Raw genomic sequence first — 25,152 nt, forward strand, 5'->3', positions numbered from 1 at the left:
GATCGTGCAGGACGATGTTAGTTTGATCTTGCTTAGTCAAGATTGACTATGTTACTTTCATCGAGCCATCAATGACGAACGGCCGAGAAGGGACCCTCATGGCTACTTCCTCTGCGGAAACCCGATTCCGCACCACTGCCACCCTGACGTGCGTTCTCGCCGCCACGCTGACGCTCGGAGCATGCTCCTCGCCGGCGCCCGGCGGCGATACCGCCCCCACGAGCGCGGGCGGCAGCGACGCCTGCCAGCGCAACCAGGATGCCGGCACCATCACCTACATCTCCGGCTACGGCTACTCCGCCAGCGCCGGGCAGCTCGACGTGTTCCTGGCGAAGGAGCTGGGCTACTTCGACGACCTCTGCCTCGACGTGGAGATCAACGCCTCCGGCGCGAACGGGCAGCAGCTCGTCGCCTCGGGGCAGGCGCAGTTCACCGCTCTCGGCTCCGCCTCCGATGTGATGCTCGCCGCGGCGAACAGCAAGAACCTCACCGCCGTCGCCACCTACGGCACCACCCCGCCGTTCTCGATCTTCGGCAACGAGAAGCTCGACGACCTCACCGACCTCGAAGGCGGCTCGCTGGGCTACTTCATCAACCTCACTCCCATCGCCTCGGCCATGCTCGACGAGGCCGGGGTCGACGTCTCGAAGGTCGAGATGGTGAAGATGACCAACTACGACCCGACCGTCGTGGTGCGCGAGCAGGTCGACGCGATCGTCGGCTACGCCTCCAACCAGCCGCAGACGCTCAAGGCGCAGGACCTCCCGTTCAGCGAGTTCCTGCCCTCCGACCTCGGCGTCGAGGGCACGTACAACGTGATGGAGGTGAACTCGCGCTTCCTCGACGAGCACCGCGAGGTCGCGGCCGACTTCATGCGCGCGAGCCTCAAGGCCCTGCAGTTCTGCCTCGACGAGGCCGACGAATGCATCGACATGCTGGCGGCCCTGGCGGAGGAGAACGGTCAGGGTGCGGCGTTCCCGCGAGATCAGCTCGCCCGTACGTGGGAGGTCGAGTCGGCCTGGGTGCGCGAGAGCGCGGGCGGCAACCCCGGCGTGCAGACCGAGGACATGTGGCAGCCCGAGTACGAGATCGTGCAGGAGTACGGCGACGTCAAGGACCTCCCCGCCATCGCCGACATGATGGACCCGGACCTCGTAGCCGACCTGTACGACGGCGACACCCTCATCTGGACGGAGAAGTGATGACCGCGGCACAGGGCGCGGGCGTCGAGGTCACGAACGTCTCGAAGTCCTTCGGCGTCGACGGGGCGAAGGTCACGGTGCTCGACGACGTGAGCCTCACGATCGGCAGGGGCGAGTTCGTGTCGGTGATCGGGCCCAGCGGGTGCGGCAAGTCCACGCTGCTCAAGGTGGTCGCCGGACTCCTCGACGCCGACTCCGGCACCGTCACGATCGACGGCGAGAGCGTCACGGCGGCCTCCCGCGACAAGAAGATCGGTCTCGTCCCGCAGTCTCCGGCGCTGCTGCCGTGGAAGACGGTGCGCGAGAACGTCGAGCTCCCCGTGCGGATCAACCGCGGGGCCAACGGCGACCGCGCCCTCCGCGATCCGGCCGAGGTGCTGTCGACGTTCGGCCTCGGCCATGCGCTGAAGAAGTACCCGGGGCAGCTCTCCGGCGGCATGCAGCAGCGCGCCGCGATCGCCAGGGCCTTCGTGTTCGACCCGGCGATCATGCTGATGGACGAGCCGTTCTCCGCCCTCGACGAGATGAACCGCGACCTGCAGCGCATCGCCCTGCTGGACTTCTGGCAGTCGAACCGCAAGGCCGTGATGTTCGTCACGCACTCGGTGCCGGAGGCGATCATGCTCTCCGACCGCATCGTGGTCATGGCGGCCCACCCCGGCCGCATCGCCGAGGTGATCGATGTGAACCTCCCGCGGCCACGGACCGAGGAGGCGTACGCGACGGACGAGTTCCGCGACCTGGAGGCAGTCGTGCGCGGTGCGCTGCGCGCGCAGACGGAGAAGGCCCATGTCTGAGCTGACGATGAGAGACACCACCGCCACCCTCGCCACCGCCCGGCTGAAGGCGCAGCCCCGCCGCGGCATCCCCGGGTGGCTCCGCTGGGGCTCGTGGGTGCCGACCCTGATCACGTTCGTGATCGCGGCCCTGCTCTGGCAGATCGTGGCGTGGACCAACCCGTACGTCCTCCCGACGCTGGAGGCCATCGGCGCCAGCCTCGTCGAGGACGCGGGGATGTACTGGTCCAACTTCCTCGTGACGCTGCTCGAGGTCGTCGTCGGCGCTTCGGCAGGCATCCTGGCGGGTTTCCTCCTGGCGGTCGTGATGGCCGAGTTCCAGATCATCGAGCGCGCCGTCATGCCCCTGGTCATCATCGTGATGGTCACGCCGATCGTCGCGATCGCTCCCGCCCTGGTCGTCGCCTTCGGGTTCGGCATGGTGCCGAAGTTCATCGTCACCGGCCTCGTGGTGTTCTTCCCGATGCTCGTGAACTCGCTCGCCGGTCTCCGCGACGTGGACCAGAAGGCCATGGACGTGTTCACGACGCTGCACGCCTCGCGGTGGGAGATCTTCCGCGAGCTGCGGTTCCCCGGCAGCATGCCGTACGTGTTCGCCGGTCTGCGGATCGCGCTGCCCCTCGCCGTGGTCGGCGCGGCCGTGGCGGAGTTCGTCGCGGCTGGGCAGCAGGCCGGACTCGGCTCCCTCGTCACCACGTCGGCCGCGCAGGCGAACCTGCCCGTGACCTGGGCGAGCATCGCCCTGCTCTGCCTGCTCGGGGTGCTGCTCATCGTGCTCCTCGCGGTCGTGCGCCGGCGCGTCCTGTGGTGGAGCGACGGCGAGGTCACCGCGAAGGGCTGACCATACGACCCCCGGTCCCGGGGGCGCGACCCCTGCGCCCCCGGGTTCCCCCGGCGTGCCCGGAAACTCCGAACGACACCATCCCCCACTCCCAGGAAGGCATCCGCCATGACCGCTCAGCACCCCGTGAAGACCCTGCGGCTCGGACTCTTCGAGAACGCCCAGGCGAACGACTCCGGCACCGCGACCTGGCGCCACCCCGACAACCGGCGCTACCTCTTCGACAAGCTCGACTACTGGCGCGACACCGCGCGCCTGGTCGAGGACGCGGGCTTCGACTTCCTCTTCCTCGCCGATGCGTGGGGCTGGGCCGACGTCGCCGGCGAGCGCCCGGACATCTGCTCGGTCGAGGGCCTGGACCTGCCCCGGCTCGACCCGGCGATCATCCTCGCCGCCCTCATCCCGGAGACCACCCGCCTCGGCCTCGTCGCCACCGGGTCGACCCTGCTCGAGCCTCCCTACTCCTTCGCCCGGCGCCTGGCCACCCTCGACATCCTGTCCGGCGGCCGGATCGGCTGGAACGTCGTCACCACCGGCACCGCCGACACGGCAGTGCAGGGCTTCGGCGTGCCGATGGTCGGGCACGACGAGCGCTACCTGATGGCGGACGACTTCATGCAGGTCGTCTACAAGCTGTGGGAGGAGGCCTGGGAGGAAGGCGCCCTGGAGCGCGACAAGGCGGGCCGTTTCGCCGACCCGGCCAAGGTGCACCGCATCGCGCACGATGGCCCCTACTTCCGCTCGCACGGCTACGGCAACACGCAGCGCTCGCCGCAGGGCACGCCGGTGCTGTTCCAGGCCGGGGCGTCGCCCGCCGGCCGCGAGTTCGGCGGCAAGCACGGCGAGGCGATCTTCGTGGGCAGCGGCTCGGTCGAGCAGCTCCGCGCGCACTCCTCGGCGATCCGCGAGGAGGCGGTGAAGAACGGCCGTGGCGCGAACGAGGTGAAGATCATGTCGGCGTTCGCCGCGGTCGTCGGCAGCACCGAGGAGGAGGCGCGCCGCACCTACGCGGAGGTCGCCGACGCGCAGAACCCCGAGGTCACCGTGGCGTCCTACGCCTGGTTCACCGGGCTCGACCTGTCGTCGTACGACCCGAGCACGCCGATGTCCGAGCTCCGCACCGAACTGTCGCAGACGCAGGTCGCCCGCTTCGCCGACAAGACGGTGGGTGACGTGCTCGGCGACTGGCACGCGCACGGGGTGGGCGCCCGACCGATCGTGGGCACGCCGGAGCAGGTGGCGGACCGGATGATGGAGCTCGCCGACGGCGCCGACCTCGACGGCTTCCTCTTCGCCCCGGTGATCCCGCCGGCGTCGACCGCCGACTTCATCGAGCACGTGCTGCCGATCCTCAAGGAGCGCGGGGCGATCAGCGACCCCGCCGCCGAGCCGCAGTCGCTGCGGGAACGGCTGATGGGCACTCCGACGCCTGCGCTGGCCGAGTCCCACATCGGTTCGTCGTTCCGGCGGACGATGGCCCGTGTCTGAGACCCTTGCCGGCGTCGCCGTCGTGGGGAGCGCGAACCTCGATCTCGTGGTCGAGGTCTCGCGGCCACCTCGCGTCGGCGAGACGCTGCTCGGTCGGGCCGGGGGACGCTTCCCCGGCGGCAAGGGCCTCAACCAGGCCGTCGCGGCGGCGCGCACGGGAGCGGCGACGCGGTTCTGCGGTGTCGTCGGAGCGGACGAGGCCGGGGCCGTGCTGGAGGCGGCGCTGACAGAGGCGGGCGTGGCGGCCGCTTTCCGCCGCTCCGCGTCCGCGCCGACCGGGGTCGCGCATGTGCTGGCCTTCGACGACGGCGACAACAGCATCCTCGTAGCGGCCGGCGCGAACGGCGAGCTCACTCCAGAGGATGCCCTCGCCGGGATCGCCGGGGCAGCTGTGGTGCTCGCTCAGCTCGAGGTGCCCTTCGCCGCGGTCGCCGCCGCCCTCGTGGTCGCCCGGGGTGCGGGGGCGCGCACGATCCTCAACGCCGCCCCCGCGCACGAGGCGGCGGTCGCGCTGCTGCCGGAGGTGGACGTGCTGGTCGTGAACGAGACGGAGTGCGCGGAGCTCGGCGGCGTCGAGCGGCTCCTCCGCGCCGGTGCCGGAGCGGTCGTGCTCACGGAGGGGGCCGCGGGGGTGACGCTGCATCGGTCGGGACACCCCGGTGTGCACGTGGCGGCCTTCCGCATCGAGGCCGTCGACACGACAGGAGCCGGGGACGCCTTCTGCGGCGCCCTCGCCGCGGGGCTCGCCCAGGGGCACGACATCGAGCACGCTCTCGTGCGCGCCTGTGCCGCGGGGGCGATCGTGGCCCGGCATCGCGGCGCGACCACTCCGGCGCTGTCCGTCGCCGCCCTGGAGGCGATGGTGGCCGGGCGCTGAGTCCCGCCGTGCGCCTTCCGTTGTCAGCGCGGGGGAGCGGGCTCGGTCTCCGTCGTCTCACCGGCGAACGTGTACGCCCCGGCTCGGAGCCGCTCCAGCAGCGTCAGAAGCCACTCCTTCTCGGCGGTGAGTCGGGCGGTGGAGAGGTCGAAGATCTCGCGGACGTACTCCGGGGTCGTCTCCGAGCGGAGGGTGTCCTGCACGTCGAAGCCGTTCTGCGTGATGATGGCGTCGCTCTTGATGAGGCGGTGCTCGAGGCCGGCGATGACCTCCTGCCGGCTGAGGACGAACATGAACGAGGCCACGGTCATGATCGCCTGGGTGTCGAATGCCGCGACGTTCCACAGGTTCTCGCGCAGCATGCGCTGCAGCTCCACCTCGCCGGCCGGGGTGATGCGGTAGGTGGTGCGCGCCGGGCGCTTGCCCTCGGTCTCGGTGCCGCTCTCCGCCACGTAACCGTCGACCTCGAGCGCGCGGAGGGCGTTGTAGATCGACCCGGGCTGGATGTGCGCCCATTCGTCGACGTGCCAGGTCATGAGCTCGCGGCGGAGGAAGTAGCCGTGCACGGGCTGGAACTGCTTGACGGCACCGAGGACGACGAGGCGGGTGGTCGACATGCGCTTCATGCTAACGGCTCGCTGTCGTGAAACCGGTTGTTTGCATGGTCAAAAATGCATATGATTCAAACTAGTCAAAGTTGACTAACGAAAGGACTTCGTGATGACCACTGCCGTGACCGACGCCCTGCCGCGCGACCGCGCTCTCCGTCGCGCCTTCTCCGTCTACCCGACCGGTGTGGTCGCGCTGGCCGCCCACGTCGAGGACCGCGCCGTCGGCATGGCGGTCAACTCCTTCACCTCGATCTCGCTGGAGCCCGCGCTCGTCGCCGTCAGCGCCGCCCGCACCTCGAAGACGTGGCCCGTGCTGCGCGCCGTCCCGGAACTGGGGATGAGCGTCCTCGCCGCGCACCACGAGCCGCTCAGCCGCTCGCTGTCCGCGCGCGAAGGGGACCGGTTCGGCGGCCATGCCTGGCATCGCTCGGAGGGCGGGGCCGTGTTGATCGACGACGCCGCGCTCTGGCTCACCTGCCGCCTGCACAGCACCTTCGACGGCGGCGACCACGAGATCGCGCTCTACGAGATCCAGGACGTGACGCTCTTCGACGACGTCGAGCCGCTCGTGTTCCACCAGAGCCGCTACCGCGCGATCTCGCCCGTCGCAGACGTGTGACCGGACCGGCGCTCCCGGTGCTCTCCGGGCTCGTCGTCTCCGGCGACGGTCGCGGCCGGCTGCTCGGCTTCCCGACCGCGAACCTCGCCCTGCCCGAGCGCCTGCTGCCCGACGACGGCATCTATGCGGCCTGGGCGCGGCTGCCCGGCGACGACCGGCGGTGGGAGGCGACGGCGAGCGTCGGCGTCAATCCCACGTTCTGCGGCGACCGGGCGCGGCGTCTCGAGGTGCACCTGCACGACGTCGACCGCGACCTCTACGGGCAGCGGCTGTCGGTCGAGCTCGTGGCGCTGCTCCGGCCGACGCTCCGCTTCGACGAGGTCGAGGAGCTCGTCGCCCGGACCGCCGCAGACATCGCGGCCTCCCGGCGGCTCCTCGCCCGCTGAGTCCGTCGGCTCCGGTTCCGGGGTTCGGGTTTCGGGTTTCGCCTGCACGACCCCGGTCCGGGTGCACGACCCATCGGCCCGATCCGTCGTGCAGGTGCCGCGCGGTCGTGCAGGCGTCGCGGAGGAAGGAGGGAGTGGCGGGGACGGAGGGGGCCGGGTCAGTCGCGGGCGGTCTGCAGGAGGGCCCACACCTCGGCCCGGGCGGGGAAGGTCGTCAGGTCGACCCCGAGGAGGGCTCCGGCGTGGGAGACCCGGGAGCGGAGCGTGTGGCGATGGATGCCGAGGGCGGCTGCGGCCTGCTCGGCGCGCGCGTCGTGGTCGAGCCAGGTGCGCAGCGCGTGTTCGAGCGCGGTGCCGTGGGCGGCGTCGTGTTCCCGCAGCGGGGCGAGCCGCGACTCCGCGACGAGCCGGGCCTCATCCGTGGCCAGAGCGGTGAGCAGGCTCGACCCGACCGTGTCGGCGTACCGGACGGCGCCGCTCGTCCCGGGCTGACGGAGGGCGACGAGGGCCTGCGCGTGCGCCCGGGAGAAGGCGTCGTAGCCCTCCGGAGCGGAGACGCCGATGCGGGCGGTGAAGCGGGCGGCCACATCGTCGAGAAGCGGCTCGTCGGTCACGGAGATGCAGACCACCACGCCGTCCTCGGAGTCCGCGAGGAAGGCCGGGGTCCCGTGCTCGAGGCGTCGGCGCTCCCACCAGTCCAGCAGCGGTTCCGCCGGGGCTTCTCCGGTCACGGCGACCACCACGGGGGCGGGCGGGAGGCTGCCGAGCACCCGGCGCGCGAGGCCGGGGTCGTCGCCCAGGAGCGAGCGCAGCAGCTGCGTGTGCAGCCGCCGTCGGCCGCGGGCGAGCTGCTCGCTCTGCTCCCGCGCGAGTCCGGCCATCGCGATGACCGACGTGACGACGGCTCTGGCCTCCTGGTCGAGGGCGTCGGCCTCCACGGCGAGGACGCCGCGCAGGTGCCCGCCCCGCCCCACCGTGAAGAGCATGAAGGTGTGCGCCTCGAGGGTGAGGGACTGCCCCGCCTCGAGTCCGCGGTCGAGGATCTCCTGGACCCGCGTCCCGAGCTCTTCCCGGACAGTCGTCGAGAAGGCATCGCGGGGGTGGGCGACGAGCAGGTCGCCCGCCGCGTCGAACATGCCGGCCCAGGCTCCGAGACGACGGCCGAGCTCCGTGACGATGGCGTCCAGCCCGCGCGGTCGGAGCGCGGCGAGGGCGAGGGCGCGCTGGGTGTCCAGCGCCCAGGTGCGCCGGGCGTAGGCCTGCGCCGCGATCGCCTCGGAGTGCGCGCGGGCCACGGCGATGAACGGCGTGCGGTACGGAACCTCGAACAGCGGAATGCCCTGGTCGGCGCACGCCGCGATCAACTCCTCCGGCGTTCCCGAGCGATGCACGTCGGTGCCGAACCCGAGGCCCAGCACCCCACGCTCGGCGAGGCGCACGACGTAGGGCGGGATGGCGTCCGCGTCGTCGAACTGGGTACCCGTGGTCAGGAGCACCAGGTCTTCCGCGAGGAAGGGCGTCGGGTCCGCGAGATCCGAGCTGTGCACCCAGCGCAGCGGACGGTCGAGGGCGCCGTCCGGCAGGTCGGCGGCGGCGGAGACGAGGCGCAGGTCCAGATCCCGACGCCGCAGCAGGGCGGACAGCGTGGGCGGATGGGTGGGGGCCATGCGATCTCCGATTGTACGAGACGGCGAAATCAATTCTCCGATTGTACGTTCCGGCGAATGCGGGCGTCTCCGCTGCCGCCGTACGCTCGCGACATGGCTCTCCTCGACACCGCAGCACCCGCAGTCCCCCTCGGCGGCCCCGACCTCCCGCAGGAGCGTCGCCTCGTCACGGAACTCCCCGGCCCGCGGTCGGCCGAGGTCCTCGCCCGCAAGGCGGACGCGGTCGCCGCCGGTGTCGGACACACCGTGCCCGTCGCCGCCGTCGCGGCCGGGGGAGGGGTGGTCGTCGACGCCGACGGCAACTCGCTCATCGATCTCGGCTCCGGCATCGCCGTGACCACCGTCGGCAACGCGCACCCGAAGGTCGCCGCGGCCGTCGCCGCGCAGGCCGCGCAGTTCACGCACACCTGCTTCATGATCTCGCCGTACGAGTCGTACGTCGGCGTCGCCGAGGCGCTCAACCGCGTCACCCCCGGCGACTTCGCCAAGAAGAGCGCCCTGTTCAACTCCGGCGCCGAGGCCGTCGAGAACGCGATCAAGATCGCCCGCAAGCACACCGGACGCCAGGCCGTCGTCGCGTTCGACCACGGCTACCACGGCCGTACGAACCTCACCATGGCGCTGACCGCGAAGTCGATGCCCTACAAGAGCGGCTTCGGCCCGTTCGCCCCCGAGGTCTACCGCGCGCCGATGTCCTACCCGTTCCGCGACGGACTCGAGGGCGGCGAGGCCGCGGCCCGCGTGATCCTGCAGCTCGAGAAGCAGATCGGCGCCGACAACCTCGCGGCCGTCATCATCGAGCCCATCCAGGGCGAGGGCGGCTTCATCGTCCCCGCCGACGGCTTCCTCCCCGCGATCGTCGACTGGTGCCGCGCGAACGGCGTCGTCTTCATCGCCGACGAGGTGCAGACCGGCTTCGCCCGCACCGGCCACATGTTCGCCAGCGAGATCTTCGGCATCGAGCCCGACCTCATCACCACCGCCAAGGGCATCGCGGGCGGGCTGCCGCTCGCGGCCGTGACCGGTCGCGCCGAGATCATGGACGCCTCGCACTCCGGCGGCCTCGGCGGCACCTACGGCGGCAACCCGATCGCCTGTGCCGCGGCGCTGGCGGCCATCGACGTGTTCGAGAACGACGGCGTCATCGAGCGGGCCCGCGAGATCGGCGAGATCCTCATCGGGCGGCTCAGCGCCCTCCAGGCCGAGGACGCCCGCATCGGCGACGTCCGCGGTCACGGCGCGATGGTCGCCGCCGAGTTCGTCGACCCGGAGACCAAGGCTCCGGACGCCGCGCTCACGGCCGCCGTGGCCAAGGCGTGCATCGCGCAGGGCGTCATCGTCCTCACCTGCGGCACCTACGGCAACGTCATCCGCTTCCTCCCGCCGCTGTCCATCGGCGACGAGCTGCTGAACGAGGGCCTCGACGTCGTGGCCGAGGCGCTCGCCGGCGCCTGACATCTGTCCGGTCGCGTCCCCGGATCGGGGGATTTCGGGACGCGACCGGTACTTCATCCCCCGCATCCCCCGACGACGAAGGAGTTGCAGATGGCTGAGATCACGCGCGACGTGCTGATCGTGGGCGCCGGAGCCGCAGGGCTCACGGCGGCCAACGACCTGCGGAAGGCCGGACTGTCGGTCGCCGTGCTGGAGGCCCGCGACCGCGTGGGCGGCCGGCTGTGGACCGACGTGATCGACGGTGCGATGCTGGAGATCGGCGGCCAGTGGGTCTCGCCCGATCAGGACGCGCTCAAGGACACGATCGAGGAGCTGGGCCTCGAGACCTACAGCCGGTACCGCGAGGGCGACAGCGTCTACGTCGGCCCGGATGGCCAGGCCCACCGCTTCACGGGTGAGATGTTCCCGGTGTCGGCGGAGACCGAGGCCGTGATCGCCCGCATCACCGGCATCCTCGACGCCCTCGTCGCCGAGATCGACCCGGACCGCCCGTGGGAGCACCCGAACGCGGCCGAGTGGGACTCGATCTCGTGGGACGCCTGGCTGCGCGCGCAGACCGATGACGACGAGGCTGTTCGCAACCTCGCCTTCGCCACCGGCTCGGCGATGCTGACCAAGCCGACCCACGCGTTCTCGCTGCTGCAGTCGCTGCTCATGGCGGCCTCGGCCGGCTCGTACTCGAACCTCGTCGACGCGGACTTCATCCTCGACAAGCGCGTCGTCGGCGGGCTGCAGCAGGTGCCGCTGCGTCTCGCCGAGCGCCTGGGCGACGACGTGCTGCTGAACCAGCCCGTCCGCAGCCTGGAGTGGTCGGATGACGGGGTCGTGGCGACCACCGACGACCTCACGGTCCGGGCGCGGTATGCGATCCTCGCGCACGCCCCCATCCTCTACAACCGCATCTCGTTCGTCCCGCCGCTGCCGCGTCGTCAGCACCAGCTGCACCAGCACCTGTCGATGGGCTTCGTCATCAAGGTGCACGCGGTCTACGACCGCCCGTTCTGGCGCGAGCAGGGTCTGAGCGGCACGGCGTTCAGCCCGTACGAGCTCTCGCACGAGGCGTACGACAACACCAACCACGGCGACGAGCGCGGCACCCTGGTCGGCTTCGTGTCCGACGCGAACGCCGACGGCGTGTTCGAGCTGTCGGCCGAGGAGCGCAAGGAGCGCATCCTCGAGTCGCTCTCGCACTACTACGGTCCCGAGGCCAAGAACCCGGTCGTCTACTACGAGAGCGACTGGGGCAGCGAGGAGTGGACCCGCGGCGCGTACGCCGCGAGCTTCGACCTCGGGGGCCTGCACCGCTACGGCGCCGACCTGCGCACGCCGGTCGGCCCGATCCACTTCGCCTGCAGCGACATGGCCGGAGCGGGGTACCAGCACGTCGACGGGGCGATCCGCATGGGCCACCTCGTCGCCGCGAACATCGTCGACGCCCGTCGCGAGACCGGCGCTCCCGAGAGCATCGGCTGATGACCGGCTCGGTCGTCGTCGGCTACACGGCGACGGATGCGGGGGCGGACGCCGCGGCGCTGGGCGCGCGACTGGCGCGCAGCATCGGCGCGACCCTGCACCTCGTGATCGTGCTGCCGACCGAGGGCACCCGGAGCGCCGCCGTGCCGCCGGAGCGCGCCTACGAGGACGTCATCCGGAAGCAGGCGCGGAGCTGGCTGCAGGACGCGGTCGTGCGTCTGCCGCAGGAGCTCGTGCGCAGCGGCCACGTGCGCTTCTCGGAGTCGTTCGCGGAGGGCCTCATCGCCGCCGGTGAGGTGTTCGACGCCAGCGTCATCGTGATCGGCACGGCCGGCGGGGGCCTCTTCGGACGGCACCGCCTGGGCAGTGTCGCTTCGGAGCTGCTGCACTCCTCGCCGATCCCGGTGGCTCTCGCGCCGGCCGGTCTCGCGCAGCAGGACGACCACGTGCTCCCGCGCGTCACCGTCGCCGTCGGCACCCGTCCCGGCGCGGAGGGCGTGCTCGACCAGGCCGTCGCCCTCGCCGGAGCCGCCGAGGTGAGCCTGCGCCTGGTGTCCCTCGTTCCGTTCGACGTGCCGCCGGGGCTCGACACCGGCGCCATCCGCCTCGCCGGCAGCGAGCACGCGCACAAGGTGCTGGCCGTGGCCGCCGAGCGGCTGCCGGACGGTCTCGGCGCCGTCGTCGAGGAGGCCCCCGGCGAGACGGTGGAGGACGCCGTGGCCGGGCTCTCCTGGCTCCCCGGCGAGGTCGTGCTCGTCGGCTCCAGCCGGCTGGCGCAGCCGCGCCGCCTCTTCCTGGGCTCCACGGCGGCGAAGATGCTGCACGAGCTGCCCGTCCCCATGATCGTCGTCCCGCGTACCCGCGATGAAGCAGGAGACCGCTGATGAGCAGCACCAACCGGGCGACGGAGCCCGCATCCGGCGTCACGACCGGAATCTCGACGAAGGGCCTGAGCGCCGGCACCGTCGGTCTGATCGGCGCCGTCGTGATCGGCATCTCGTGCATCGCCCCCGCCTACACCTTCACGGCCGCCGTCGGCCCCACCGCGTCCGAGGTCGGCGCGCAGATCCCGGCGATCATCCTCGTCGGCTTCATCCCGATGCTCCTCGTGGCCTTCGGCTACCGCGAGCTCAACAACCGCATGCCCGACTCCGGTACGTCCTTCACCTGGGCCGCCAGGGCGTTCGGACCGTGGGTGGGCTGGATGGCCGGCTGGGGCCTCGTGGTCGCCACGATCCTCGTGCTCTCCAACCTGGCCGGCGTCGCGGTCGACTTCCTGTTCCTGCTGCTGTCGCAGATCACGGGCAATCCGGAGATCGCCGATCTCGCCGGCGTGACCTGGATCAACATCGGCGTCTGCCTGCTCTTCATGCTCGGCGCGACGTGGGTGTCGTACCGCGACATGCAGACCACGCAGAAGCTGCAGTACTGGCTGGTCGGATTCCAGATCCTCGTGCTCGTGTTCTTCGCGGTCGCCGCGATCGTGCAGGCCGTGGGCGGCAACGGCTTCGACTACCAGCCGTTCGACCTCAACTGGTTCAACCCGTTCGCGATCTCGTCGTTCAGCGCCGTCGCCGCGGGTCTGTCGCTGTCGATCTTCATCTTCTGGGGCTGGGACGTCACCCTCACCATGAACGAGGAGACGAAGGACCCGGAGAAGACCCCGGGGCGCGCGGCCACCGTCACCGTGCTCACGATCGTCTCGCTGTACCTGCTCCTCGCCGTCGCGATGATCATGTTCGCGGGCGTCGGCACGGGGGAGCTCGGCCTCGGCAACGGCGACATCCAGGAGAACGTGTTCTTCCACCTCTCCGGACCGATCCTCGGTCCGCTCGCGTTCCTCGTCTCGCTCGCGGTGCTGACGAGCTCGGCGTCGTCGCTGCAGTCGACGTTCGTCGGTCCGGCCCGTACCCTGCTCGCGATGGGCCACTACGGTGCGCTCCCGAAGTCGTTCGCGAAGGTGAGCCCGCGGTTCTTCACCCCCGGCTACGCCACGATCGTGTCGGCCATCGTGGCCTCCGCGTTCTACGCCGTGATGCGCGTGGTCAGCGAGGACACGCTGTGGGACACGATCCTCACGCTCGGCATGATGATCTGCTTCTACTACGGGATCACCGCGTTCGCCTGCGTCTGGTACTTCCGCAAGCAGTGGTTCGACTCGGCGCGGAACGTCTTCTTCACCTTCCTGTTCCCGCTGGTGGGCGGCATCATCCTGGCGATCCTGTTCTTCACCACGCTGATCGACTCCATGGACCCGGCCTACGGCTCCGGGTCGGAGATCGGCGGCATCGGGATCGTCTTCATCCTCGGCATCCTCATCATCGTCGTCGGCATCGCCGTGATGATCTGGAACGCCATCCGCCGCCCCGCCTTCTTCCGCGGTGAGACGCTGGGTATGGACGCTCCGCCCAGCCGCCGCCGTCGTCCCACGTCCGTCTGAAAGAGAGAGAATCCATGAGCACTCAGAACGAGCAGGCGCTGCTCGACAGCATCCCCACCGGCCTCTTCATCGGCGGGGAGTGGATCGAGGGGGAGACCGGCGCGACCTTCGACGTCAAGGACCCCTCGACCAACCAGGTGATCCGCACGATCGCCGACGCCACCCCCGCGGACGGCATTCGGGCGCTCGACGCGGCCGTCGCCGCGCAGGACGAGTGGGCCGCGACGGCGCCGCGCGTGCGCGGCGAGATCCTGCGCCGGGCGTTCGACCTCGTGCAGGAGCGCAAGGAGGACCTCGCGCTGCTGATGACGCTCGAGATGGGCAAGCCCCTCGCCGAGGCCCGCGGCGAGGTCGCGTACGGCGGCGAGTTCCTCCGCTGGTTCAGCGAGGAGGCCGTGCGCATCAGCGGCCGCTACGGCCTCAACCCCGAGGGCACCGGTCACATGATCGTGTCGCAGCGCCCCGTCGGCCCGTCGTTCTTCGTGACGCCGTGGAACTTCCCGTTCGCGATGGCCACGCGCAAGATCGCCCCGGCCCTCGCCGCCGGCTGCACCGTCGTGATCAAGCCCCCGGCACTCACGCCGCTCACGACCATCTTCTTCACGACCCTGCTCGAGGAGGCCGGTCTGCCGAAGGGCGTCGTCAACGTCGTGCAGACCTCGAAGTCGAGCGCCCTGTCCGCCCCGATCATCGCCGACCCTCGGCTGCGCAAGCTGTCCTTCACCGGATCGACCGAGGTCGGCCGCAAGCTCATCGCCCAGGCGGCCGAGGGCGTGCTGCGGGTCTCGATGGAGCTCGGCGGCAACGCCCCGTTCGTCGTGTTCGACGATGCGGACCTCGACAAGGCCGTGGACGGCGCTCTCGCCGCGAAGTTCCGCAACATCGGTCAGGCCTGCACGGCGGCGAACCGCTTCATCGTGCACAAGGACGTCGCGGGCGAGTTCGCCAAGCGCGTCACCGAGCGCGTCAACGGCATGAAGATCGGCCGCGGCACGGAAGAGGGTGTGGCGATCGGCCCGCTCATCGACGAGGACGCCGTGGCCAAGGCCGGCGAGCTCGTGGACGACGCCGTCGAGCGTGGCGCGACCCTGCTCGCGGGCGGCAAGGCGCTCGAGGGCACCGGCACGTTCTACGAGCCCACGGTCCTCACCGACGTGGTCCCCGGGTCCGCGATCCTCCGCGAGGAGATCTTCGGCCCGGTGCTCGCGATCGCGACCTTCGAGACCGAGGACGAGGCCGTGCGCCTCGCCAACGACACCGAGTACGGCCTTGTCTCCTACGTCTTCACCGAGAACCTGCAGCGCGGTCAGCGGATGATCGACGCGCTGGAGACCGGCATGATGGGTCTGAACGTGGGTGTCGTCTCCAACGCGGCGGCTCCCTTCGGCGGCGTCAAGCAGTCCGGCGTCGGTCGCGAGGGCGGCTTCGAGGGCATCCACGAGTACCTGTCCACCAAGTACACGCTGATCCCGGTCTCCTGACCGGCACGGCAAGAGGAGGAGAGACATGACCGACTACGCCGTCGTCAACCCCGCCACCGGCGAGACCCTGGCGTCGTACGACACGTTCACCGACGCGCAGATCGAGGAGGCCGTCGCGGCCGCCGACGAGGCGCACCGCGAGTGGTCGCGCTCCACCACGGTCGCCGACCGTGCCGCGCTGCTGCGCCGTGCAGCCGAGCTGCACCGCGAGCGCCGCGAGGAGCTGGCCGACATCTTCGTGCGCGAGATGGGCAAGCCGCGGGAAGCCGCACTCGGCGAGGTCGACTTCGCCGCCGACATCGCGGAGTACTACGCGGACCAGGCCGAGGACATCATGGCCGACCAGCCCATCAAGATCCTCGGGGAGGGGTCGGCGATCATCCGCCGTTCCTCGCTGGGGCCGCTCGTGGGCATCATGCCGTGGAATTTCCCGGCGTACCAGATCGTGCGCTTCGCCGCGCCGAACCTGATCGTCGGCAACACGATCCTCCTGAAGCCCGCGCCGCAGTGCCCGGAGTCGTCGAGCGCGATCGAGGCGATCTACCACGACGCCGGCTTCCCGAAGGGCGCGTACCAGAACGTGCTTGCCACGAACGACCAGATCGCGGCGATGATCGCGGACTGGCGGGTGCAGGGCGTGTCGCTGACCGGCTCCGAGCGCGCCGGCGCCGCGGTCGCCGAGGTCGCCGGGCGCAATCTCAAGAAGGTCGCGCTGGAGCTCGGCGGGTCCGACCCGTTCATCGTGCTCTCCACCGACGACCTCGACGCCACCGTGCAGGCGGGTGTGGACGCGCGGCTCGACAACAACGGTCAGGCCTGCAACGGCGCCAAACGTTTCATCATCGTCGACGACCTCTACGACGCGTTCGTGGAGAAGTTCACGGCGGCGATGGCGGCCGTCGAGGCGACCGATCCCACGCTGGAGGACACGGTCCTCGGCCCGGTCTCGTCGGAGGCGGCGGCCGAGAACCTGCAGAAGCAGATCGACACCGCCGTGGCCCAGGGTGCGACCCTCCTCACGGGCGGCACGCGCGACGGGGCGTTCTTCGCACCGACCGTGCTCGCCGACGTGACCCCGGAGATGGACGTCTACCGCGAGGAGCTGTTCGGCCCCGCGGCGGTCGTGTACCGCGTCGCGGACGAGGATGCGGCGGTCGCGCTGGCCAACGACACCACGTTCGGTCTCGGCTCCTACGTCTTCACGACGGACGAGGCGCAGGCGGAGCGGGTGGCCGACCGGATCGAGGCGGGCATGGTCTACGTGAACCTCGTGCTCGCCGACAGCCCCGAGCTCCCGTTCGGCGGCATCAAGCGCAGCGGCACGGCCCGCGAGCTCGGCCACTTGGCCGCCGACGAGTTCGTCAACAAGAAGCTGATCCGCATCGGCTGACCGTCGACCCACCCCCTTGCGGCCGAGCGGCCCCCTTGCGTACGCACGCAAGGGGGCCGCTCGCACGAGAGGGGCCGGGCCAGTGGGGTGCGCGTCGAGGACGGACGAGGCACAATGGCGGCATGAGTGCGCACACGGATCCGGTCCAGACCCTCACCGCGGAGCAGAGCTGGGAGCACCTGCGCAGCCAGGAGCTCGGGCGGCTCGTCACCAGGGTCGGCGAGACCATCGACATCTTCCCCGTGAACTACGCCGTCGACGGCGAAGGACTCCTGTTCCGCACGGCCCCGGGGAGCAAGCTGTTCGAGCTGACGGTCAACGCCGACGTGCTCTTCGAGGTCGACGACCACACGGACACCGCCGCCTGGAGCGTCATCGTGCGCGGGCGTGCGCAGGCTCTGGAGACCGACGCCGACCTCGAGCGGGCGGAGGCGGCGGGCCTGCGCCCGTGGATCCCGACCGACAAGCGGGTGTACGTGCGCATCGCCCCGGCATCGGTGTCCGGCCGCGCGTTCCGGCGCGATCCCGAGCCCGACCGGGACGGCCCGCAGGAGTACTGAGCCCGGCCCGGGGAGGCCTCGGCGGGCGTAGGGTCGGGGTATGGCCAATGTCGCTGAGAACATCGTCAAGACTCTGAACGCCAACGGAGTCGACCGGGTCTACGGCATCCCGGGCGACTCCCTGAACGGACTCACGGACGCCCTCCGCAAGGACGGCCGGATCCGGTGGGTGCACGTGCGCCATGAGGAGTCCGCAGCCTTCGCCGCAGCGGCCGACGCCGGCACCACCGGAGACCTCGCCGTCGTGGCGGGCTCGTGCGGCCCCGGCAACCTGCACCTCATCAACGGCCTGTACGACGCGCAGCGTTCCCGGGTGCCGGTGCTCGCCATCGCCGCCCACATCCCGACCGTCGAGATCGGCACCGGGTACTTCCAGGAGACCCACCCGCAGGAGCTGTTCCGCGAGTGCAGCGTCTACGTCGAATACGTCGCGGATCCGTCGCAGATGCCGCGGCTGATGGAGATCGCGATGCGCGCGGCCATCGAGCAGCGCGGCGTCGCCGTCCTCGTGATCCCCGGTGACGTGGCGCTGTCGGAGATCGCGGACGACCGCGCCGTGGTGATCGAGCGCACCCGCCCGCTGATCCAGCCCAGCGGCCCGGAGCTGGAGAAGGCCGCGACCATGCTGAACGCCGCCAAGAAGGTCACCATCCTCGCCGGGGCCGGCGTGGAGGGCGCGCACGACGAGGTGATCGCGCTCGCCGATGCGCTCGGAGCCCCGATCGTCCACGCGCTGCGCGGCAAGGAGTTCATCGAGTACGACAACCCGTTCGATGTCGGGATGACCGGGCTGCTCGGCTTCGCGTCGGGCTACCGGGCCATGGAGGCCGCCGACACGCTCCTCGTCCTCGGCAGCGACTTCCCATACGAGCAGTTCTACCCGGAGCACGCGACCACCATCCAGGTCGACATCCGCGGGTCCCAGCTCGGCAAGCGCCACCCGCTCGACCTCGGCCTCGTCGGTGACGTGAAGGCCACCGCCGAAGCCCTGCTGCCCCGCCTCGCGCGGAAGGACGACCGCGGCCACCTCGACGACGCCGTGACCCACTACCGGAAGACGCGGAAGAAGCTCGACGAGCTCGCGGTGCCGGCCAAGGGCACGCGGCCCATCCACCCGCAGTACCTGGCACGTCTGCTGGACGAGTACGCCGCCGACGACGCGATCTTCACCGCTGACGTGGGGTCGCCGACCGTCTGGGCCGCGCGGTATCTGTCCATGAGCGAGGGGCGCCGGCTGATCGGATCGTTCACGCACGGCTCGATGGCGAACGCTCTGATGCACGGGATCGGCGCGCAGGTCGCGCATCCGGACCGTCAGGTCGTGGCGCTCGCCGGCGACGGTGGCCTCGCGATGATGCTCGGCGAGCTGCTCACGCTCACCCAGAACGGGCTCCCGGTCAAGACGATCGTGGTGAACAACTCGTCGCTGAACTTCGTGGAGCTGGAGATGAAGGCCGCCGGCTTCGTCACCTACGGCACCGGGCTCGACAACCCCAGCTTCGCCGCGATCGCCGAGGCCATGGGGATCTTCGCCCGTCGTGTGGAGCGCAGCGAGGATCTGCCGGAGGCCGTCCGCGAGGTCCTCGCGCACGAGGGTCCCGCGCTGCTCGATGTCGTGACCGAGCGGCAGGAGCTGTCCATGCCGCCGACGATCGAGGCCGCGCAGGTCAAGGGCTTCGCGCTCTACGCGATCCGCACGGTCATGTCGGGTCGCGGCGACGAGCTGCTCGACCTCGCGCGGGCGAACTGGCGTCAGCTCTTCTGACGCGGCCCTCCGCCGCATCCGCATCGGCGCGGGATCCCCTCCGGATCCCGCGCCGGTGTCGCGTCAGCTTTCGACGAGAGCCCTGACCGCGGCGGCCTCGGCGTGCCGCCCCAGCGCCTCCAGCACGTCGCCGAGCTCCAGCGCCGCCACCTGACGCAGCGGCGGGAAGCCCTCGGCATGCTCCAGGGCGCTCCGGTACACCGGCACGGCATCGGCCGGGCGGTCGTTCCCCGCGAGCACCCGGCCCGCGAACAGTTCCGAGCTTCCTGCGGCGCCCTGGTCGCCGAGCGCCGCGAAACCGTCGGCGGCGGTGAGAGCAGCGGCGACGGCCTCATCGATCCGGCCCAGCTGGGCCAGTGCGCGGCCGCGGGAGTCGGTCACGTCGGCGAGCAGCCAGCCGGCTTCGTGCTCCTGGGCGAGGGCGGCGACCTCGTCGAAGAGGGGGAACGCGCGCTCGTCACCCCGGCCTGCGTAGGCCTGGCCGAGGCTGTGCAGCACCTCGGACAGCGCGCCCACGGCCTCGGGGGCGCGCCGCACGATGTCCGCAGCGCCCTCCAGCAGCCGCACCGCGTCGTCGTGCTCCTCGAACCGGGCGAGGATCTTCGCCTGCTCCGTCATGGCCATGGCCTGGTCGGCGTGCGCCTCCGCCTGTCCGAACAGTTCGGCCGCGTAGCCGTGCGCTCCGACCGCCTGACCGTACTCCCCGGACTCGGCGAGCGACCGCGCCAGGAGGGAGGCGGTCATGGCGCGGGAGCCGGCAGGGGTCTCGGCGATCTCCTCGCGCTGGAGCACGTCGCCGAAGAGCTCCGCGGCCTCTTCCGCGTCTCCGGCACGGAGCATCGCCCTGGCCAGCCGGAAGTCGACGCCGGTGCGATCGCCCTCGTCCTGGAGCCGGGCGGCCAGACGGTAGCGCGTGACGGCCTTCTCGGGCTGCTCGGCGTCCTCCCAGAGCGCACCCGCGAGCACGTGCGCGTCGGCGAGAGCCCGGGTGGCGCCGAGTTCGGCGAGCAGGCGGCACACCTCGTCGGCATCGACGGCCCCGTCCTGGTACGCACCCGTGCCGCCGCGCACGCGGGCCCGGGTCTGCAGCGCGTGGGCCCGGTGGCCGGCGGAGAGGTCGTCCTGGGCGAGGAAGCGGTCGAGGAGCGTGCGACCGGCGTCCAGGTCGCCCTTGCTCAGCACCGCGCCGATCGCCACGAGCGTCGTGGTGTTGGACAGCCGGGTGTCCTCGGCCTCGGCGAACGAGCGGGCGGCGAGCTCGGCGAGGTCGAGCGCCGCATCCGGCTCCTCCGCCCGGAGGTGCAGCGACGCTCGGCTGATCGCCAGGTCGCCGCGCGACCACGCGGGAAGACGGTCGGCCTCAGCCAGCTCCTCTTCGAGCGCCGCCATGGTCTCGTCGGTGTGCAGGCCGAACGTCGCCAGGCCCAGACGCTCCTCGAGGTCGGCCTGCACGTCGTTCCCGGCGGCCCGCAGCGCGGCGATCCGGTCGGGAAGCAGGCGCTCGGCATCCTCCACTCGGTCGAGAGCGACGAGGATGCCGAGGTGCATCGACAGGAGCTGCGCGCGCTGGGCGGCGTCATCGACTTCCAGGGCGTGCGGGAGTGCGGCGAGGGTCTCCTGCTCGGCGCCGAACTGCGCGAGCTGCATCGCCCGCTCGTACCAGGCCTGCGGATCTGCCGGAGCGGTGGCGGGAGCGGGAGCGACGAACGCGTCGGAGCGGATCGGGACGTCGTAGCTCTCGTCGGCGAGAGCACGCATCCGGGCGAGGCTGCGAGCGTGGCCGTCGGTGCCGTCCCGCTTGTCGAAGTCCGCGCCGATGCGCTCCGCCGTCGACCAGGCGGTCGCGGCCAGGTCGGCGGCGCTCCACGGGCCGTCGTGCGCGCCCAGCAGCGACACGAGCGCCGGGGCATCGGCGCCGCGGACCGGGGTGTCGCCGTGACCGGCGGCGGTGACGCGGTCCAGAGCGACCGCGAAGGCGGTGAGGGCGGCAAAGTGCGCGTCGACGTTGAGGCCGTCGTGGGCCAGCCACGCGATGTGCTTCTCGATCAGAGCCAGTGCCCGCGCCTCGTTGCCGGTGATCGCGGCGAACACGATGTTGTTGGCCACGATGCGCAGGTTGTCGGGGTTGTCCTTCGCCAGGCGGTAGCTGCGCAGGTGCGCGGTCTTCGCCTCCTCCGTGCGGCCGGCGCGGAGGTAGGGGAGGAGGACGCGGGAGAGCGCATGCTCCGGCTCCTCGCCGCAGGAGAAGCCGCCTTCGATCATCTCCTCGACGAGGCGGATGGCGTCGGCGTCGCGGTCGGTCTCCGCGAAGAAGCCCGCGAACTGGCTGCGGCTGCACGCGTCGCAGTGGCTGTGCTCGTCGCGCGGCGTGGCCTCGAGCTGCACCCGCAGGGCTTCGGCGGCGTCGAACCGGCCCGCGTCCCAGGCGTCCTCGAAACGGGCGGTCAGCACGCCGCTGAGGCCGAGTCCTGCGGCGCGGTAGTGCGCCTCCATGTCGTCGAGCACCGCGGCGATCTGCTCCTGCGAGAAGGCGGGGGAGGAGCGCAGGGACGACGCCATCCACTTGAACTGCCACATGAGGTCGGCGCCGCCGTTGTCGAGGTCGGCGGGGAACCGCTGCGGGTCGGCGTCGTGGTGCGCGAGGCACCAGGCAAAGGAGTTGAGCATGACGTCGGTGGCCCCGACCATGTTCGCCGAAGCGGTCTGGCGCATCCGGGCCTCGTACTCCAGCCGTTCGTCGCCGATCTCGATGGCCAGCGCGACGGCCTCCGCCACGAGGGCCTGCTCGGCCGGGCCCCAGGGGGTGCGATCGATCTCCTCGATGAGCTGCTGGAAGCGCTTCTTCGGACGTGCCATGGAGGGCCCTTTCGGGTAGTCGGGGGTGTCAGCGCGCGTCGAAGGGAAGCGTGTCCCCCTCGATGCCGGCGGAGAGCGAGACGAGGTCGGAGAGGGCGCTGGTCATGAGGGCCCGGTCGGCGTCCGAGAGCGGGTGATGTCCCGCGAGGAGCGCCTGGATGTAGAGCAGCTGGACCGTGCGCGCGAACACCGCGTCGTCCTCGACGCGGACGAGGGCGCGGACGACGCGGTTCGACCAGTTCAGGCACAGCCGGGCCGTGAGATCGTCGTCTCGCGCGGAGGAGAGCGTCTGATCGATCCGGTCGAGCACCCCGCCCCAGAGCGTGCTCGCGATGCCCTTGGTGCGCCCCCGGTCGATCGTCCGCAGCACCTCGGGGTCCGCGACGTAGAGTCCGGTCAACTCGGGGCGATCGATCGCCCTGACGACGACGGCACAGTCGGAGGCGGCGAGCACGGCGCCGGCGCGGGACTCCAGCGACATCGCGATGTCCCGGTCGTCGAGCGGCGGCGGGTCGAGGCGATCGAGTTCCCCGGTCACGTCGACCTTCTCCACCGTGACCTGCGGGTAGAGGTCGGGGAGCAGGCGGATCAGGTCGGCGTCGTAGAGGTAGCCGCCGTTGACGAGCACCTCGTCCGAGGGAGAGATGCCCGCCACCTGGCGGAACTCGTCGACCGTCTGGGCGTAGCGCACGTGCGGGTACCGTTCCACGAGCTCGCCGATCCGCAGCGTGCCGTGCGTCGTCTCCACGGTGAGCCAGCGGGTGATGAAGCGCGCGAGCTCTTCGTCGTGGCGCACCAGGGACTTGAGTCCGACCTCGTGCACCGCGACGAACTGCGCGAGGCGATGCGGTTCGCGCAGCCCGAGCTCGAGCACCCAGCGGCGGATCCCGGCACCCAGCTGCTCCCGGACGTGCTCCAGGGCCGTGTCCTCGACGAGGGACTCGCGGCTCGCGGTCGGCGCGAGGCCGGTGGAGTCGACGACGGCGCGAACGAAGAAGGCCCAGTCGGGCAGCACGTCGTCGACGCGTTCGGACAGCAGCATGCGCCCCAGGTACATGCGGGTCGCCTGCCGGGCGCCGGGCGGAGGAGCGAAGGGCAGGACATACGCCAGGCCCTGCGTCCCGGTCGCCGGCTCGCTCAGCGGGATCACGTCCAGCGGGGCGGCCCCGAGCAGGTCGCGACCGTACTGCACGGCCGCCTCGACATCGGCGGCGGGGTCGAGGAAAGGAGGCTCGCGCGTCACGTCGATATCCCCGCCGGGCGCGTCGATGGTCACCCGCACCGGCAGGAACTCCCCGAACGTGGTCGCGAGCTCGTGCACGGCCGCCGGCCGCAGCAGCTCGTCGGCGTCGAAGCGCGGCACGAGGTGCACGCTGGTGCCGATCGGGAGGTCGTCGTCGATCTCCGTGACGCGGAAGGTGCCGTCCGCGCTGCCCGTCCACTCCACCGCGGAGCCGCCTCTGGCGCTGCGGGAGCGGATGACGATGGTGTCGGCGACCATGAAGCAACTCAGCAGCCCGATACCGAACTGGCCGAGGAAGTCGCTCCGGGGGAGGTCGAAGATGTCCCGTTTGGAGCTGCGCCCGACGGTCGCGAGCAGATCGGCGACCTCGGCGGCGGTCAGGCCCACGCCGTCGTCGCGGAGCACGAACTCGCCCGACTGCGCGGTCAGCGGCGTGATCCGGATGCGGCTGCCGCCCCCGTCGACCTCACGGCGCGCGGCGATCGCGTCCCTCGCGTTCTGGAGCAGTTCCCGCAGATAGACCCGGGGGCTGGAGTAGATGTGCCGGCTGAGCAGATCGACGACTCCGCGCAGGTCCACCTGGAACTGCTGCACATCCCCACTCACATGCGTCCCTTCCTGCTTCGTCCGCCCGCCGAGCCTAGCAACAACGCCGGTTCCGCTTCCTGTTCGGCACCACCGGATCGATGCCGTATGCTTGGTGAGCAGTTGTTCTCTGCATTCTTTCGCCGTGCCTGGCGTCTACGACATCGGCCGGTGGCAGGGTGGGGAGGGCATCCCCGAGACCTCCGGGTCTCTAGGGCGGTAGCTCAATTGGCAGAGCAGCGGTCTCCAAAACCGCAGGTTGCAGGTTCGATTCCTGTCCGCCCTGCGCGTCAGCGCACGCTGACACACGAAAGGTACATTCAGGATGGATCAGGACGAACCGCGCGGCGACGTCGTCGCGGCCGGCGCCACGCGCCAGAAGAAGGGCAACCCCTTCTCCCGGTTCTTCGGGGGCATCGCCCTGTTCATCCGCCAGGTCATCGCCGAACTGCGCAAGGTCGTCACCCCGACCCGCAAGGAGCTTTTCAAGTTCACGGGTGTGGTGCTCGTCTTCGTCCTGATCGTCATGGGCATCGTCTACGGTCTCGACTACGTCTTCGGGCTCCTGACGCACTACGTGTTCGGAATCCCTGGCTGATGACCCCCGCGGCAACCGCCGCAGCTATGGAGAAGAAGCAACGTGTCTGAACGATATTCCGACGACGCCGACTGGGCGACCGCCGCAGAGCAGTCCAGCGAGGAGGACGAGGCCCAGGAGGGCAACGTGCTCGCCGCCGAGGAGCTCTCGGTCACCTCTGCCGAGCACGTCGCGGTCCACGTCGAGGACGAGGACGGCGAGCAGGAGACGGAAGACATCGACATCGACATCGACGACCCGGAGGCGGACGCCATCGTGAACGACGCTCTGAACCTGGATGAAGCCGCGGAGTCCGAAGCCGCCGCCGAGGTCCTCAACGATTCCGTGGCCGAAGAGGTCGCGGAGCAGGAGGCCGAAGCGGCCGACGAGGTCACCCCGTACGAGGGTCCCGACGTGAACGGCGAGGACGACCGTCCCGCCGCCGAGTCGGACGAGGACGAAATGGCGTCCGAGGAAGACCCGTACGAGGCCTTCCGCATGGACCTGCGCATGCTCCCGGGCAAGTGGTACGTCATCCACTCGTACGCCGGCTTCGAGCGCAAGGTCAAGGCGAACATCGAGCAGCGCAAGTCGACGCTCGAGGTCGAGGACGAGATCTACCAGGTCGAGGTCCCGATGGAGGACGTCGTCGAGATCAAGAACGGCCAGCGCAAGATGGTCACCCGCGTGCGCATCCCCGGCTACGTGCTGGTGCGCATGGAGCTCACGGAAGACACCTGGTCGGTCGTGCGGCACACCCCCGGCGTCACCGGCTTCGTGGGCAACGCGCACAACCCGACGCCGCTGCGCTTCGAAGAGGCCTTCAACATGCTGAAGTC

General features: G+C 70.8%; 21 protein-coding genes and 1 tRNA gene. 18 read left to right on the forward strand and 4 right to left on the reverse strand.

The genetic code is table 11. The annotated features are described in order from the left end of the window. Positions 1-98 precede the first annotated feature (98 nt). From B2W79_RS01320 to B2W79_RS01340, 5 genes are all read left to right on the forward strand, one after another. Positions 99-1,202, forward strand: coding sequence for an ABC transporter substrate-binding protein (locus tag B2W79_RS01320; RefSeq protein WP_256209432.1), 1,104 nt, complete (start codon positions 99-101; stop codon positions 1,200-1,202). Further along, entirely contained in the window at positions 1,202-1,999 is a 798-nt protein-coding gene (locus tag B2W79_RS01325) for an ABC transporter ATP-binding protein (protein ID WP_083391732.1), read from the forward strand. The genes B2W79_RS01320 and B2W79_RS01325 overlap by 1 nt, the downstream gene beginning before the upstream one ends. Next, on the forward strand, positions 1,992-2,840 hold the full coding sequence (locus B2W79_RS01330) for an ABC transporter permease (RefSeq protein ID WP_071328926.1): 849 nt from the start codon (positions 1,992-1,994) through the stop codon (positions 2,838-2,840). The genes B2W79_RS01325 and B2W79_RS01330 overlap by 8 nt, the downstream gene beginning before the upstream one ends. A 108-nt stretch (positions 2,841-2,948) precedes the next feature. Continuing rightward, on the forward strand, positions 2,949-4,328 hold the full coding sequence (locus B2W79_RS01335; RefSeq protein ID WP_292786143.1) for an NtaA/DmoA family FMN-dependent monooxygenase: 1,380 nt from the start codon (positions 2,949-2,951) through the stop codon (positions 4,326-4,328). Beyond that, positions 4,321-5,205 carry a ribokinase gene (locus tag B2W79_RS01340; RefSeq protein ID WP_292786145.1) on the forward strand — a complete coding sequence of 295 codons (885 nt, stop codon included), beginning with the start codon at positions 4,321-4,323 and terminating at the stop codon, positions 5,203-5,205. Before B2W79_RS01335 ends, B2W79_RS01340 begins: the two co-directional genes overlap by 8 nt. A 23-nt stretch (positions 5,206-5,228) precedes the next feature. Here the strand turns inward: B2W79_RS01340 and B2W79_RS01345 are convergent, their stop codons facing one another. Next, the gene (locus B2W79_RS01345) at positions 5,229-5,822 is read right to left on the reverse strand and encodes a PadR family transcriptional regulator (RefSeq protein WP_071329127.1); all 594 of its coding nucleotides are present in this window, start codon (positions 5,820-5,822) and stop codon (positions 5,229-5,231) included. Between the two features lie 103 nt (positions 5,823-5,925). On the opposite strand from B2W79_RS01345, the gene B2W79_RS01350 reads away from it, so the two are divergent. Together B2W79_RS01350 and B2W79_RS01355 are read left to right on the forward strand one after the other, a co-directional pair. Beyond that, complete coding sequence (locus tag B2W79_RS01350; protein WP_071328923.1) at positions 5,926-6,435, forward strand: flavin reductase family protein; 510 nt, start codon at positions 5,926-5,928, stop codon at positions 6,433-6,435. Then, positions 6,432-6,821 carry a riboflavin kinase gene (locus B2W79_RS01355; protein ID WP_292786149.1) on the forward strand — a complete coding sequence of 130 codons (390 nt, stop codon included), beginning with the start codon at positions 6,432-6,434 and terminating at the stop codon, positions 6,819-6,821. Before B2W79_RS01350 ends, B2W79_RS01355 begins: the two co-directional genes overlap by 4 nt. Before the next feature lie 158 nt (positions 6,822-6,979). Here the strand turns inward: B2W79_RS01355 and B2W79_RS01360 are convergent, their stop codons facing one another. Further along, positions 6,980-8,488: a PucR family transcriptional regulator gene (locus B2W79_RS01360; RefSeq protein WP_292786151.1), complete on the reverse strand. Its 1,509-nt coding sequence runs from the start codon at positions 8,486-8,488 to the stop codon at positions 6,980-6,982. A 93-nt stretch (positions 8,489-8,581) separates the two neighbouring features. On the opposite strand from B2W79_RS01360, the gene gabT reads away from it, so the two are divergent. The 8 genes from gabT to poxB all read left to right on the forward strand — a co-directional run bounded on the left by gabT (position 8,582) and on the right by poxB (position 19,052). Next, complete coding sequence (gabT, locus tag B2W79_RS01365; protein ID WP_071329126.1) at positions 8,582-9,943, forward strand: 4-aminobutyrate--2-oxoglutarate transaminase; 1,362 nt, start codon at positions 8,582-8,584, stop codon at positions 9,941-9,943. Positions 9,944-10,033: 90 nt separating this feature from the next. Further along, positions 10,034-11,416: a flavin monoamine oxidase family protein gene (locus B2W79_RS01370; protein ID WP_071328920.1), complete on the forward strand. Its 1,383-nt coding sequence runs from the start codon at positions 10,034-10,036 to the stop codon at positions 11,414-11,416. Next, a complete protein-coding gene (locus B2W79_RS01375) occupies positions 11,416-12,300 on the forward strand; it encodes a universal stress protein (protein ID WP_292786154.1) in 885 nt (294 codons plus the stop codon). The genes B2W79_RS01370 and B2W79_RS01375 overlap by 1 nt, the downstream gene beginning before the upstream one ends. Then, positions 12,300-13,856 (forward strand): APC family permease, encoded by a 1,557-nt coding sequence (locus tag B2W79_RS01380; RefSeq protein ID WP_062765097.1) that lies wholly within the window; start codon positions 12,300-12,302, stop codon positions 13,854-13,856. The genes B2W79_RS01375 and B2W79_RS01380 overlap by 1 nt, the downstream gene beginning before the upstream one ends. Positions 13,857-13,870: 14 nt before the next feature. After that, entirely contained in the window at positions 13,871-15,337 is a 1,467-nt protein-coding gene (locus B2W79_RS01385; protein WP_060923240.1) for an NAD-dependent succinate-semialdehyde dehydrogenase, read from the forward strand. A gap of 25 nt (positions 15,338-15,362) precedes the next feature. Further along, positions 15,363-16,727 carry an NAD-dependent succinate-semialdehyde dehydrogenase gene (locus tag B2W79_RS01390; protein WP_071328917.1) on the forward strand — a complete coding sequence of 455 codons (1,365 nt, stop codon included), beginning with the start codon at positions 15,363-15,365 and terminating at the stop codon, positions 16,725-16,727. 122 nt (positions 16,728-16,849) lie between these two features. Further along, entirely contained in the window at positions 16,850-17,287 is a 438-nt protein-coding gene (locus B2W79_RS01395) for a pyridoxamine 5'-phosphate oxidase family protein (protein WP_292786159.1), read from the forward strand. 40 nt (positions 17,288-17,327) lie between these two features. Continuing rightward, positions 17,328-19,052: a ubiquinone-dependent pyruvate dehydrogenase gene (gene poxB / locus B2W79_RS01400; protein ID WP_292786161.1), complete on the forward strand. Its 1,725-nt coding sequence runs from the start codon at positions 17,328-17,330 to the stop codon at positions 19,050-19,052. Positions 19,053-19,115: 63 nt separating this feature from the next. Here poxB and B2W79_RS01405 read toward each other — a convergent pair whose 3' ends face one another. Together B2W79_RS01405 and B2W79_RS01410 are read right to left on the reverse strand one after the other, a co-directional pair. Beyond that, the gene (locus tag B2W79_RS01405; protein WP_292786163.1) at positions 19,116-21,908 is read right to left on the reverse strand and encodes a hypothetical protein; all 2,793 of its coding nucleotides are present in this window, start codon (positions 21,906-21,908) and stop codon (positions 19,116-19,118) included. 28 nt (positions 21,909-21,936) lie between these two features. Further along, complete coding sequence (locus B2W79_RS01410) at positions 21,937-23,757, reverse strand: HSP90 family protein (RefSeq protein ID WP_292786164.1); 1,821 nt, start codon at positions 23,755-23,757, stop codon at positions 21,937-21,939. A gap of 192 nt (positions 23,758-23,949) precedes the next feature. On the opposite strand from B2W79_RS01410, the gene B2W79_RS01415 reads away from it, so the two are divergent. The 3 genes from B2W79_RS01415 to B2W79_RS01425 form a co-directional block, all read left to right on the forward strand. Further along, positions 23,950-24,022: transfer RNA gene (locus B2W79_RS01415), tRNA-Trp, on the forward strand. A gap of 39 nt (positions 24,023-24,061) precedes the next feature. Next, on the forward strand, positions 24,062-24,334 hold the full coding sequence (gene secE, locus B2W79_RS01420) for a preprotein translocase subunit SecE (protein WP_025102339.1): 273 nt from the start codon (positions 24,062-24,064) through the stop codon (positions 24,332-24,334). A 42-nt stretch (positions 24,335-24,376) separates the two neighbouring features. Beyond that, on the forward strand, positions 24,377-25,152 hold a 776-nt coding region (locus B2W79_RS01425), incomplete at its 3' end, for a transcription termination/antitermination NusG family protein (protein ID WP_292786168.1).

The organism is Microbacterium sp. UBA7513 (assembly GCF_002478345.1).
GTDB lineage: Bacteria > Actinomycetota > Actinomycetes > Actinomycetales > Microbacteriaceae > Microbacterium.